At 65.8% G+C, this 12957-nt stretch carries 12 protein-coding genes; 6 read left to right on the forward strand and 6 right to left on the reverse strand.

Features of this window, described 5'->3' with window-relative positions; translation table 11 throughout:
• Positions 1–205 precede the first annotated feature (205 nt).
• Positions 206–838, forward strand: coding sequence for a LysE family translocator (locus CFB46_RS21555; RefSeq protein WP_089501206.1), 633 nt, complete (start codon positions 206–208; stop codon positions 836–838).
• Positions 839–909: 71 nt separating this feature from the next.
• Here CFB46_RS21555 and CFB46_RS21560 read toward each other — a convergent pair whose 3' ends face one another.
• Both CFB46_RS21560 and CFB46_RS35405 read right to left on the reverse strand, forming a co-directional pair.
• The gene (locus CFB46_RS21560; protein ID WP_089501207.1) at positions 910–2538 is read right to left on the reverse strand and encodes an NADP-dependent glyceraldehyde-3-phosphate dehydrogenase; all 1629 of its coding nucleotides are present in this window, start codon (positions 2536–2538) and stop codon (positions 910–912) included.
• A 149-nt stretch (positions 2539–2687) separates the two neighbouring features.
• Entirely contained in the window at positions 2688–3107 is a 420-nt protein-coding gene (locus CFB46_RS35405) for a hypothetical protein (RefSeq protein WP_143751647.1), read from the reverse strand.
• 362 nt (positions 3108–3469) lie between these two features.
• Between CFB46_RS35405 and CFB46_RS21565 the strand changes: the two genes are divergently transcribed.
• Positions 3470–5599, forward strand: coding sequence for a TonB-dependent receptor (locus CFB46_RS21565; RefSeq protein ID WP_089501208.1), 2130 nt, complete (start codon positions 3470–3472; stop codon positions 5597–5599).
• 155 nt (positions 5600–5754) lie between these two features.
• On the opposite strand, the gene CFB46_RS21570 is transcribed toward CFB46_RS21565, so the two are convergent.
• The gene (locus tag CFB46_RS21570; RefSeq protein ID WP_027782236.1) at positions 5755–6702 is read right to left on the reverse strand and encodes a LysR family transcriptional regulator; all 948 of its coding nucleotides are present in this window, start codon (positions 6700–6702) and stop codon (positions 5755–5757) included.
• 286 nt (positions 6703–6988) lie between these two features.
• Between CFB46_RS21570 and CFB46_RS21575 the strand changes: the two genes are divergently transcribed.
• Positions 6989–8017 carry a DUF1338 domain-containing protein gene (locus CFB46_RS21575; RefSeq protein ID WP_089501209.1) on the forward strand — a complete coding sequence of 343 codons (1029 nt, stop codon included), beginning with the start codon at positions 6989–6991 and terminating at the stop codon, positions 8015–8017.
• Between the two features lie 243 nt (positions 8018–8260).
• On the opposite strand, the gene CFB46_RS21580 is transcribed toward CFB46_RS21575, so the two are convergent.
• From CFB46_RS21580 to CFB46_RS36000, 3 genes are all read right to left on the reverse strand, one after another.
• On the reverse strand, positions 8261–8458 hold the full coding sequence (locus CFB46_RS21580; RefSeq protein ID WP_027782238.1) for a CsbD family protein: 198 nt from the start codon (positions 8456–8458) through the stop codon (positions 8261–8263).
• A 53-nt stretch (positions 8459–8511) separates the two neighbouring features.
• Entirely contained in the window at positions 8512–8862 is a 351-nt protein-coding gene (locus CFB46_RS21585; protein ID WP_027782239.1) for a BON domain-containing protein, read from the reverse strand.
• 69 nt (positions 8863–8931) lie between these two features.
• On the reverse strand, positions 8932–9096 hold the full coding sequence (locus CFB46_RS36000; RefSeq protein ID WP_175888599.1) for a hypothetical protein: 165 nt from the start codon (positions 9094–9096) through the stop codon (positions 8932–8934).
• A gap of 384 nt (positions 9097–9480) precedes the next feature.
• Between CFB46_RS36000 and CFB46_RS21590 the strand changes: the two genes are divergently transcribed.
• The 3 genes from CFB46_RS21590 (at position 9481) to CFB46_RS21600 (ending at position 12921) form a co-directional block, all read left to right on the forward strand.
• Positions 9481–11013, forward strand: a complete 1533-nt coding sequence (locus tag CFB46_RS21590; RefSeq protein WP_089501210.1) for a helix-turn-helix transcriptional regulator — start codon at positions 9481–9483, stop codon at positions 11011–11013.
• 141 nt (positions 11014–11154) lie between these two features.
• Positions 11155–11346, forward strand: coding sequence for a CsbD family protein (locus tag CFB46_RS21595; protein WP_027782241.1), 192 nt, complete (start codon positions 11155–11157; stop codon positions 11344–11346).
• A gap of 423 nt (positions 11347–11769) precedes the next feature.
• On the forward strand, positions 11770–12921 hold the full coding sequence (locus tag CFB46_RS21600; protein ID WP_089501211.1) for a branched-chain amino acid ABC transporter substrate-binding protein: 1152 nt from the start codon (positions 11770–11772) through the stop codon (positions 12919–12921).
• Positions 12922–12957 lie beyond the last annotated feature (36 nt).

The following is a 12957-nucleotide window of genomic DNA, read 5'->3' on the forward strand; positions in this document are numbered from 1 at the left end:
ACGAGAAACGGTTGCGCGCAACTCGCGCCGTTGCATCGCGCGAACCGGCGGCGAGCACGCCGGTTGTTTCAAAACAGAGACGGTCCGGCGAGGAGCGATCGGTTGCGTGGTCACCCAACTGGCCCAGCGATCGGCCGCGCAATTGTCCATGGGCAGACGGCGCAGGTTTGCCAACAATCTCCGGATCATCCCCGCGAGATTCGACATGAGCGTCCACACTTTCTTCTCGGCCAACCTGCTGCTTGCCTACACGGCCTATTTCATCGGCACGGCCAGCCCCGGGCCGAGCAATCTCGCGATCATGTCGGTCGCCGCGAACCAGGGCCGCAAGGCGGCGCTCGTGTTCGCGCTCGGCGTGATTTCAGGGTCGATGTTCTGGGCGACGGTGGCGGCGCTCGGCGTATCGGCCGCGCTGCTCGCGTGGTCGAAGCTGCTGGTCGCGATCAAGGTCTTCGGCGGGCTGTACCTGCTGTGGCTCGCGTTCAAGTCGGCGCGCACGGCGCTATCGGGCCCGCCGGCGGCATCGGCGAACGCGGCGCGCGAGCAGCGGCTGTCGCGCTTCTACGTGCGCGGCGCGATGCTGCACCTGACCAATCCGAAGGCGATTCTCGTGTGGGTGTCGATCGTCGCGCTGTCGTCGAACGGCGCGGGCGGGGCGCACGGCGCCGTCGTCCCGGGCTGCCTCGCGATCGGCTGCATGGTGTTCGGCGGCTATGCGCTGGTGTTCTCGATGGACGGTGCGCGGCGGCTGTACGTGCGCGGCCGTCGCGCGATGGAAGCGTGCCTGGCCGTCGTGTTCGGCGTGGCGGGGATCCGGCTGCTGGTGACGAACGTCTAGCCGCGCGATGCGTGCCGGAAAACCCGCCGCACCGACGTGCGACGCGGGTTCCGGCACCGATCAGGACGGCTTCAGAAAATGAAGCCCGTATTGATGAACTTCGAGTGGTGATCCGACACGATCGAGTCGAGCAACTGCTTGCTGCTGTCGGTCTGCTTTGCCGCGACCATCGAGCGGATCGAGAACGCGCGCAGCGCGTCGCTCACCGACAGCGTGCCCTCGGCCGAATCCTTGCGCCCCGCGAACGGGAACACGTCGGGCCCGCGCTGGCACTGGCAGTTGATGTTCACGCGGCACACCTGGTTCACGAGCGGATCGACGAGCGCGCCGATCTGCGCCGGATCGGAACCGAAGATGCTGACCTGCTGGCCGTGATCCGACGTCGTCACGTAATCGAGCGCGGTTTCCACGTCGTCGAACGGTGCAACCGGAATGATCGGCCCGAACTGCTCCTCGCGGTACAGCTTCATCCCTTCGGACACCGGATACACGACGGCCGGGTAGAACAGCGTCTTGCTGAATTCCCCGCCCGAATGATTGACGACGTGAGCGCCCTTCGCCTTCGCGTCGTCGATCGCATCGGTCATGTAGGCGGTGCGATGCATGCCGGGCAGCGGCGTGATGCTGACGCCTTTTTCCCACGGCATGCCGATCTTCAGTTGTTCGAGTGCGGCGGTGAAGCGCTTCAGGAATTCGTCGACGATCGAGCGATGCACGAGCAGCATCTTCAGCGCGGTACAGCGCTGGCCGTTGAACGACAGTGCGCCGAGCAGGCACTCCTTCACGGTGAGGTCGAGATCGGCGTCAGGCAGCACGATCGCCGCGTTCTTCGCGTCGAGGCCGAGGATCGCGCGCAGCCGGTGCGACTTCGGGTGCTGCTTCTTCAGGTGATCGGCCACCTTGCTCGACCCGAACAGCGCGAGCACGTTGATCTTGCCCGACGCGAGCATGTGCGGCACGACCACCGCGCCCGGCGCGTAGATCGTATTGATCACGCCCTTCGGGAACGCGCCGCGGAACGCCTCGAGCAGCGGCTCGAACAGCAGCGTGCCGTACTGCGGCGGCTTGAACACCACGGTGTTGCCCATCAGCAGCGCGGGAATCAGCGTCGCGAACGTCTCGTTCAGCGGATAGTTGTACGGGCCCATGCACAGCACGACGCCGAGCGGCGTGCGGCGGATCTGGCCGATCGTGCCTTCCGCGATCACGAAGCGCGAGTTCGCGTTGTCGAGTTCCTTCAGCGCGTCGATCGTCTGCGTCATGTAGGTGACGGTGCGGTCGAATTCCTTCTGCGAATCGGCGAGGCTCTTGCCGATCTCCCACATGATCAGGTTCACGACAAGTTCGCGCTGCGCGACCATGCGCTTGATGAAGTCCTGCATGCACGCGATGCGCTGCTCGACCTTCATCGTCGGCCATTCGCCGCGGCCGGCGTCGTACGCGCGCACCGCGGCGTCGAGCGCCGCGTCGCTTTCCGTTTCGCCCATCACCGGGTAGCTGCCGATCTCGACCTGCTCGACGCTGCCGTCCGCCTGCCGCACGCACACGGGCGACAGCACGGCCTTGGTCGCGCCGTCCCACGGTCGCAATTCGCCGTCGACGAGCGACACGCGCTGGTGAATCGGCGAAGCCAGCCGGAATTCGGCGGGGATGTCCTGTAAGGCGGGAAACAGGTGCTGCAGGGAGGCGGAATCGGGCATGACGGTCTCGTTTGACGGGGTGTCCGGGAAGGACGGGCGATGCGAATCCTGAGCTGAATGATCCTCGATGCTGAATCGGCATCATGACGCGCACGCGCCGACGCGTCACGTTCGATTAGTGTCAATTCAGCAAATGGAACCAGTTCCATTTAAAAGGAACGCCGCACCGAATGCAACATGAGGCGAAACATGTCGCAATGACCGAAAGCATTTGGAAAGAATGTTTCCGAATCGCCGGAATAACAACTTGGGTGCAACCGCAAACGTTTTACTTCGGCCGAATTGAGCGGATAATGGCGCGGCGCGGCGAGGAAAAAAATGCAGTGAACCTGAGAGCAGACGTAGTGAATAACAGAAGAAGATCCGCCGCGCTGCCGATACGAGGTCGGCTGCCCGGAGCGCCGGGTCGGGGTTGCCCGGTCCGGCGCGCACCGGACCGGTGAATCCGTCCCGTCTGCTTCACCCGATCCTTCGTGGTCCTCTCCAGCTTCTCCATCGTCGTATCCCCACACCCATCTTTTACCGATCGTTGCCGCATGAGGCGATCGATTCAATGCTTTTGTTTTCATTGCGAATCAAGACGCTCGGCGGCCTGAAATAGAAAGGTATTCGTCAGAATTCGGAGCCTCATGCGTGTCCCCGTTGCGGGCAGGCGACACCTGTAAAATTAACTAAAAACACGAATCATTCTCGTTTATTATTTCGCCGCATTACGAGCCGTGACCGAACGTCACGGCTTTTTTCGTGCCGGTAGAGCCGGCCGGCATCGATCCGTGCCGGCTATTCGATCACCGGCCTGCGCGACGGGGCGATCCTCCACGCGCGTCGTCGTCTTCACGGAAAGGGTTTCGCCGGCCGATTCGCCGCGTGACGTGTGCGCGGGCCGGCGTGTTCTCGTTCGCCGTTTTCTTCACCACCTTCTACGTTCACGATGAAACTCAACACGAGCGCGTGCCATGCGCTTCTGATCGCCACGTCGCTGGCCGGCGCCCGCACTTCGTTTGCACAGGCGGCCGACGCCGCGGCGACCCTGCCCGCGATTTCCGTCAACGCGGCCGCCGAACATGCGTCGTACGACGGCGGCCATTCGCGCGCGGCGACCAAGACCGACATGTCGCTGATGGACGTGCCGCAGACCGTGAACGTCGTGCCGCACGCAGTGATCGAGGATCAGAACGCGACGTCGCTGCAGGACGCATTGCGCAACGTGCCGGGCGTCGGCTTCTCGGTCGGTGACGGCCAGCGCGACCAGATCACGATCCGCGGCTTCAACAGCATCACGGACCAGTACGTCGACGGCATTCGCGACGATGCGCTGTACTACCGCGACCTGTCGAACGTCGAGCGTGTCGAGGTGCTGAAGGGGCCGGCGGCCGTGCTGTACGGGCGCGGCTCGGCGGGCGGCATCGTGAATCGCGTGCTGAAGCGGCCGCTGGCGACCCCCGTGAACGACGTGGGCGTGACGCTCGGCACGCGAGGCGAGCGGCGCGGCGAATTCGATCTCGGCTGGAACCCGAACGACGCGGCGCGCTTTCGCATGACCGGCGCGGCCGAGAATTCGAACAGCTTTCGCGACCAGTTCCAGCTCAACCGGCAGGCGATCGCGCCGTCCGCGCAGTTCAAGCTCGATCGCGACACGGTGCTGAACGTCGAATTCGACTACCTGCACGACCGCCGCACTTCGGATCAGGGCCTGCCCGCGTATCGCGGCCGGCCGGTCGACGTGCCGATCAACACGTATTATGGGTCGGCCGACGGCGGGAACAGTTCCTACAACGACATCTCCGCGAAAAGCGCGACGGTGTCGCTCGATCACCGCTTCAACGATTCGCTGTCGTTCCACGGCGCGATCCGCGCGTACGACTTCTCGCTCGAGCGGAAGAACTACGTGACGTACGAGCCGATCAAGACCGCCGCGCACCCGGTCGTCACGCTCGACCAGTCGACGCGCCAGCGTACCGATCACGGCATCGACGGCCTGTTCGAACTCACGCAGAAGACGTCGCTGTTCGGCATGCGCCACGAACTGCTGTACGGGCTGGAACTGTCGCAGCAGCAGAAGTTCGATACGATCTACAGCGTGTCGAAGGTCGCGACCTACGATCTCTTCGATCCGCAGCCGGTCGTCCTGCCCGGCGTGCCGACCGGCGCGCGCGCGAAGACGAACGCGTCGACCGTCGTCGGGCTCGCGGGCGTCTACGCGCAGGACCTGATCTCGCTGACCGAACACTGGAAGGTGCTGGCCGGCCTGCGCTTCGATTACCTGAACCAGATCCGCCACGACTACACGTCGTCGAACGTCAATCTCGACCGCACCGATCATGCGTGGAGCCCGCGCGTCGGCCTGATCTACGAACCGCTCGACTGGCTCACGCTGTACGGGTCGTTCAGCCAGTCGTTCTCGCCGCTGGCCGACACGCTGATCAGTTCCGGCGCGTTCTCGAACGGCGCCGCGCTCGCGCCGCAGAAGACCACCGCGTATGAAGTCGGCTCGCGCTTCGACCTCGGCGGCAAGGCGACGGCCAGCGTCGCGCTGTTCGACATGCGCCAGACCAACCAGCAGATCGGCGACCCGGCGAATCCCGGCTATGCGCTGCCGATCGGCACGCAGCACGTGCACGGGATGGAGCTCGGCTTCACCGGGGAGATCGCGCCGAAGTGGTCAGTGTATGCGGGTTACGCGTACCTGAACGGCACGGTGGACGGTTCCGCGCAATCGACGGCGGCCGGCCTCGCGGTGTCGAGCAACACGCCGGGGCTGATGCCGCGCCACAGCGCGAACCTGTGGCTCAAGCGCGAGCTGCCGTACGGCTTCTATGCGGCGGCCGGCATGCAGTTCCAGTCGGCGCGCTACACGTCGGCGAGCGATCTCGTCACGCTGCCGTCGTTCACGGTGTTCAACCTGGGCGCCGGCTATCGCAGCAAGAAGGTCGACGTGACGCTCACGCTCGACAACCTGTTCAATCGCCGCTACTTCATTGCCGCGCACGGCAACGCCGACCTGTACAACATGCCCGGCGATCCGCGCACGCTGACCGCCACGGTGAAGTGGCACATGTGACGCATGCGGTGCGCGACAATGCGGGTCTTCGTCACGATGACCCGCACCCGACCGCCCATGATCCGCCTCGCGCTTGATGTGTCCGGCATGGCCGGCCGTGCCGGCGCGGCACGCATGCGGCGCCGCCGCGCGATGACGCCGGCGCGATGGCGCCGTTACTCGACGTCCTCGTCGTCCTCCTCGGCGGCGTCGTGCGCGTCGCGCTCCGGCGCCGCATATGCGCTCGCCTGTTCGAGCAGCCAGCCGCGGAACGATTCCAGCGGCTTGCTGTGGCTGAACTCGGTCGGATACACGAGGTAGTACGCCGAATCGCCGACGGTCGTCGCGTCGCACGGCACGACGAGCCCGAGCTGCTGCAACTGTTCCTCGACGAAGAACTTCGGCACGAGCGCGACGCCGAGCCCGGCCGCGGCCGCGCTGATCAGCATCGTGTGCAGTTCGTAGCGCACGCCCTGCATCGTGCGGATGTCCTCGACGCCGTGCGTCTCGAACCACTGCGCCCACGCGCCGGGGCGCGTCGTCGAGTGCAGCAGCGGATACGCGAGCAGATCCTCGACGCGCTCGACGGGCCCGTTCAGCAGCGACGGCGAGCAGATCGGCACGACTTCCTCGCCGAACAGATAGTCGGACGACGTGCCGGGCCAGGTCGGCTTGCCGTAGTGGATCGCGGCTTCGAAGTGCGTATCCTCGAACGAGAACAGGTCGGTGCGGCTGCCCATGTTCACGCGCACGTCGGGCGTGCGGTCGTAGAAGCTCTTGATGCGCGGGATCAGCCAGTGCGACGCGAAGGTCGGCAGCACCGCGAGCTCCAGGTAACCGCCGCCGCTGCCGTGCGCGATGATCGACAGCGTGTCGCGGTCGAGCGTTTCCAGCGCGCGCCGCACCTGCGTGCCGTACAGCTTGCCGGCCCGCGTCAGCACGACGCGCTGCTTCACGCGCGCGAACAGCCGCACGCCGAGGCTCGCCTCCAGCGTCGCGATCTGCCGCGACACCGCGCTTTCGGTCAGGAACAGTTCCTTGGCCGCGTGCGTGAAGCTCTCGTGGCGGGCGGCGGCTTCGAAAGCCACGAGCGCGCCCATGTTGGGGATCTTGAATTTGCGCATGATGTCGGGGATCCGTTTAGAGATGGAACGCCATGGGAAACGGGGTATTCCATCTCCAAACGGACCCTTGATTTGTCTGACGAACGAACCTCGCGGCGGCGGGGTGAAGCGCAGGCGAAGAACGGCTGATAATTCCAAAAACTCATCACATATCAATTTAATCTCGCTTTACGCCCCGCTGCAACCCTTTGAATAATGCTCCCCACGCAAGGCCAGGCGCCCGCTGGGCGGCCGGCCGACGAGTTGCCGGCACGTTTGCCGGCGATCCCCCGAGACGAGAATCCTGATGCGCAATCCGAATATCGACAGCTTGCTGACGAAGCTGCTGGGACAGGCGAAGACCGACGCCCTGTTCTCGACCCTGAACATGCCGGCCATCCTCGAAGAATGGGAAGACGGCATCGTGACGCGCGCGGAAATCGCGCAGGCGATGAACATGGCGCTGTTCGAAGGGCTGCTCGAGCGTTCGGCGAACGGCCGCGCGTACACGGCCGACGCGATCGAAAGCGGCGGCTCGGTCTACTTCGACCATGGCGCGCTGCGCACGGTGCGCTGGCCGCACACGGGCGCGCTGCCGCCGGGCGAGGCCGCGTTCACGCGCATCCTGCGACCGCTCGGCTTCCGCCTGAACGGCCGTTACCCGCTCGACAAGCTCGGCATGACCGGCCGCGCGTACGCGCATGAAGACGCGCCGGACGAAATCGCGCAGTTCTTCGTCAGCGAACTGCATCCGGAACGTTTCTCGAAGGAATTCCAGCAGGCCGTGACGAATGTCGTGAGCACGTCGCGCGACCCGCTGTCGCCGGCGGCCGTCGCGCTGCTGTGGGAAGTGGAGCGCGAAGGCTGGCTGTCGCTGGAAGCCGCGCACGCGCTGCTGCCGGAAATCGTCGGTGCGTTCGCGCGCCAGCACGATCTGCCGAACGAGCTCGACTATGAAACGCTGCTGATGGAATCGGCGGAAATGGCATGGATCGCGACCGAAGGCAATGCGTTCAATCACGCGACCGACCGCGTCGCCGACGTGTTCAAGCTGTCCGACGAAGAAAAGGCGAAGGGCCGGCCGATGAAGCCGGAAGTCGAACGTTCGCGTTCGGGCCGCGTGTTCCAGACCGCGTATCGCGCGGATACCGTCGAGCGCGAGTTCCGCACCCGCGACGGCGGCACGGTGAAGCGCAACGTGCCGGGCTCGTTCTACGAGTTCATCACGCGCAAGCGCACGTTCGACCAGACGGCGCGCCGCTGGGTGACCGACCTGCGCTTCGACGCGGGCAACGCGCAAGGCATCTTCAAGATGACGGCGAACGCGGCGAAGTAAGCGCGACGCATCGCGCGATGCATAAGAAAACAGATGGGCCGGCGGCTGGTTTCAGCCGCCGGCCCGTTTTCGTTCGTCGACGGGGCGTCGCGTGCGTCAGAAGAGGTGCGTGACCAGATAAAACAGCACCAGCAGCCCGATCGGTACGCCGAGCAGCCATGCGATCAGATATTTGCCCATGTCGTTGTCCTCCTCGTGGCCGCGACGCGGGGCGCGTCGCGGCGGGGTGAGACGACTTGCGCGTTACAGCTCGCGGTCGAATTCCTTCAACTGCTTCTCGGCTTCGTCGCGGGCGATTCCGTAACGCTCCTGGATCTTGCCGGCCAGATAATCGCGATTGCCTTCCGCGACCGAGAGATCGTCGTCGGTCAACTTGCCCCACTTGGCCTTCAGCTTGCCGGTGAGCTGCTTCCACTGGCCCTTGATCTTGTCTTCGTTCATGGTGTGCTCCTTTCGTAAGGGGAGAAAAGTGCGGCACGCGGCCGCGTGATAGTTCAGGCCTTCGCCTTCAGGCCGGACGAGTCGACGTGCTTCACGCCCTTGATCGCGCGCGTCACGGCGACGGCCTTCTTCACGGCGGTCCTGGTCGGCAGCACGCCCGTGAGCGTGACGACGCCGTCGACCGTCTTCACGCTGATGTCCGTGCTCTTCACGCCGTCGGTGGTGGCGAGCTCACTCTTCACCTTGGTCGTGATCCAGGTGTCGGTTACGGGCTGATTCGATTCGGTCGCCATGCCGCTGTCGGTCGACGAGGCCTGGGCGTGCGCGTTCGTGAGCGGGGCGGCGGAAAGCAGGAAGGCCGCGCTGACGGCGAGCAGTGTCGAAAGGTGCGAGGTCTTGTTCATTGATGTTCTCCTTCGATTGGCGGGTGAATCAATCGGGGAGCACGGGTCGTTCCCGTGCATTTCCCGGCCTTAGCGGGCGATCGGCGTGTCGTAGCCGGGCTCGCGCGGCGGCATGTCCGGACGCGGCACGTCGGGCGGCAGCGGCACCGGCGGGTCGGTGCCGGGCGATGGTTCGGGCGGATGGTCCGGGGACGGTTCCGGCCGTGTCGGATCGGGTGTCTGATGCAATTTCATCCTGGTGTCCTCCTCTGCGGGATGAAAGGGCAGCGCATAAGCGCCGATGCAGTACCAGCGTACCGACGCGAACGCGAGTGGACATCGCGCAAATTCACCTGATTGGCTAGTGCGTTTGCACCGGGGACGAAACGGAACGGGCGGGCACGCGACGTGCACCATGGCCCGGGCAACGCGGCGCGACGGCCGCGCGGGCCGTGCTGCGCCGTTCGGCGGGGCACCGCACGGTCGCGAGCGGCGTGCGAATGTACTATTCGAGATAGTGCATCCGCGCCTGTCGCGCCTCGGCGTGGCACGCGATCATCGCCGCACGCGCCAGCCGGCGCGTGGCACTGCAACGGGCGCTCGGCCGGCGCTCATGTCGACGACAGGGACAACGATTCGATGAACGAACAAATAGACGAACAGGCGCTCAAGTCGCATACCGACCGGCGTCAACTGCACCAGATCATCGCGGGGCTCACCGAGGGCGTGATCCTGATCGAGCCCGACCAGCGGATCGTCTGGGCGAACGAGGCCGCGCTCGCGATGCACGGCGTGACCGAGCTGAAGGCGCTCGGCGCGGACGTCACCGAATACCGCGAGCGTTTCCGGCTGCGCTACCGGAACAACCATCCGGTGCGCGACGGCCACTATCCGATGGATCGCGTGATCGCCGGCGAGGAGTTCAGCGACGTGACGGTCGAAGTCGAATCGGCGGCCGACGAATCGGTGAGCTGGGTTCACCGTATCCGCAGCCTGGTGCTGACGAACGCGGCCGGCGCACCCGACTGCCTCGCGCTCGTGCTGCACGACGCGACCGAATGGGCGAGCGCCGAGGAGCGCTTCGAGCGCACCTTCAACGCGAATCCGGCGCCAGCCGTGATCTGCCGGCTCGACGACCTGCGCTACGTGAAGGTCAACCAGGGCTTTCTCGACATGACGGGTCACGCGCGCGACGACGTGCTCGGCCGTTCGGTGTACGAGGTCGACGTGCTCGAGCAGGCCGAGCGGCGCGAGCTTGCGATCGAGCGGCTCGGCGAAGGCGCGACGATCCCGCAGATGGAAGCCGTGCTGAAACTGGCCGACGGCAGCACCAAGGCGGTGGTCGTCGCCGGGCAGCCGATCGACATGAACGGCGAGGCGTGCATGCTGTTCACGTTCATGGATCTCGAGCCGCGCAAGCAGGCCGAGCGCGCGCTGATGCAAAGCGAGGAGCGCTTCGCGACGGCATTCCGGATGGCGCCGGTCGCGACCGCGATCGTCACGGCCGACCGCTTCGAGCTGCTCGACGTGAACGACGCGTTCGCCGCGATGACGGGCCACGCGCAGGGCGATCTGCTCGGCAAATCCGCCGACGAGATCGGGCTATGGGCCGAGCGCGGCGTGTGGCCGCGCATCGAAGGCCGGCTCGCCCACGACGGCAACGTGCGCAACGCGGACGTGCAGATCCGCACGCGCGACGGCGACGTACGCGATTGCGTCGTGTCGGCCGACCCCGTCGCGATCCACGGGCGCGACTGCCTGCTCGTCGCGCTGCTCGACATCAGCGACCGCAAGCGTACCGAGATGGAGCTCGTCTATGCGATCGAGACCGCGATGCAGGATGCGTCGTGGTTCAGCCGCACGCTGATCGAGAAGCTCGCGAACGTGCGGCGCGCGAATGCGCCGGATGCGGGCGCGCAGCTGTCCGATCTGACCGCGCGCGAGCGCGACGTGTTCGACCTGCTGTGCCACGGCCTGGCCGACAAGGAGATCGCCGGCCGCCTCGGGCTTGCGCCGAACACCGTGCGCAATCATGTCGCGACGATCTACGCGAAGCTCGACGTGCACAGCCGCGGCGAGGCGATCGTATGGGCGCGCGAGCGCGGGGTCGTCGGCGCGGCCGAGGGCAACGGCGCGCGCGGCGACAAGGGCGCGGCGAAGGGCCAGGACTGATCGCGCCGGTACGAATGCACCATGCGCACTGGTGCATCCGCATCTGCCGCCCGCGGCGCCCGCTTGCGATCCTGTCCACTCGGCGGTGCGGCGCGGGGGCGCGGCATCGTCGGCTTTCCTCAACCATCGCAGGAGACGACCATGGACAGGAATCGCATCGAGGGCAAGCTCAAGCAGGTCAAGGGTTCGGTCAAGGAAGCGCTCGGCAAGGTAACGGGCGACCGCGAAACCGAAGCGGAAGGCGTGGCCGAGCAGCAGGCCGGCAAGCTTCAGGAGAAGGCCGGCGAGGCGGCCGATGCGGTGCGCAACCACAAGGGCACCGATCGGCACTGATCGATGACGCGGCGCACCCCGCCGGCGTTGCCCACGCCGGCCGGGCCGGCGTCGTAACGATGATGCGTTGTCAGCATGACCACGGCCGGCCTTTATCCAGCGGCGCGGCCGCCATTCACCACCGAATACCTCCATCTACGGTCCACCATCGGACGGGCCGCGGATCGGCCATGACAGCGGAACTTGATGACAAATCCTCACAACATAGTTCCGATATTTCGTTTGCTGCACGGGTATTGGCTACCCACAATCCATTCACCTCTTTCGCGATGAAAGGCTCTTCGGAGACGGAGTCGCGGTAATCATCCGGCCGGATCGGTGCGTCGCATGCGCCTCGGCACGGAAAGGCATTACCGGCGCGCAGGAGGGTGCCGACGCGCGGCGCTCGCGCGTTGCATCCCGACCCCCAGAAGAAGGACTGCCATGACGTTCCGCATTCGTTCGCTTTCCGGCGTAGCAGTGACCGCCGCGCTTCTCGCGTTCCAGACGGGCGCGGCCCAGGCGCAGGAGACGATCGTCAAGGTCGGCGTGGCCGGCCCGCTGACGGGCGGCGGCGCCGCATACGGCAAGGACATCGAGAACGGCGTGCGCATGGCGGTCGACGAAGCGAATGCCGCGCGCACGACGGTCGGCGGCAAGCCGGTGAAATTCGTCGTCGCGTCGCAGGACGACCAGAGCGATCCGCGCACCGGCGTACAGGCCGCGCAGCAGCTCGCCGACGCGCAGGTCGCTGTCGTGATCGGCCACTTCAATTCGGGCACGACGCTGCCCGCGTCGAAGATCTATGCGAAGGCCGGCATTCCGATGATCACGCCGTCGGCGACCAATCCCGACATCACGCGCGCCGGGCTCGATACCGTGTACCGCGTGATCGCGACCGACACGCAGAACGCCGGCAACGCCGGCGCGTATGCGGCGAGCGTAACGAAGGCGAAGCGCATCGCGATCATCGACGATCGCACCGCGTTCGGCCAGGGCGAAGCCGACGAGTTCGAGAAGGCGGTGAAGGCGAACGGCGGCGCGATCGTCGCGCGCGAATTCACGAACGACAAGGCCGTCGACTTCAGCGCGCAGCTCACGAAGATCAAGAGCACGAATGCCGATCTCGTATTCTTCGGCGGCCTCGACGCGCAGGCCGCGATGCTGGTGAAGCGCATGCGCCAGCTCGGCATCCGCGCGCAGTTCCTCGCGGGCGGGGGCGTGATGAACGCGAACTTCATCAGGCTGGCCGGCAATGCGGCCGAAGGCGCGTCGGTGTGGGAGTACGGGCAGCCGCTGTCGCGTCTCGCGAAGGGCAAGCTGTTCGAAACGAAATTCAAGCAGAAGTACGGCGTCGACATGCTCGCGTATGCGCCGTTCGCGTACGACGCGACGTGGATCGCGATCAACGCGATGCAGAAGGCGAACTCGACGAAGCCGGCCGATTTCAACGGCGCGCTGAAGGGCACGCGCTACGACGGCATCACGGGCACGATCGCATTCACGAACACGGGCGACCTGAAGAACCCGAGCTCGACGCTGTACGAAGTGAAGAACGCCGCGTGGCAGCCTGTCACGACCAAATCGGCGGACTGAACGCAACACGCGCGAGCGGGCTTTCGCGGCGATGCC

Source organism: Burkholderia sp. HI2761 (genome assembly GCF_002223355.1).
In the GTDB taxonomy this organism is placed as follows: domain Bacteria; phylum Pseudomonadota; class Gammaproteobacteria; order Burkholderiales; family Burkholderiaceae; genus Burkholderia.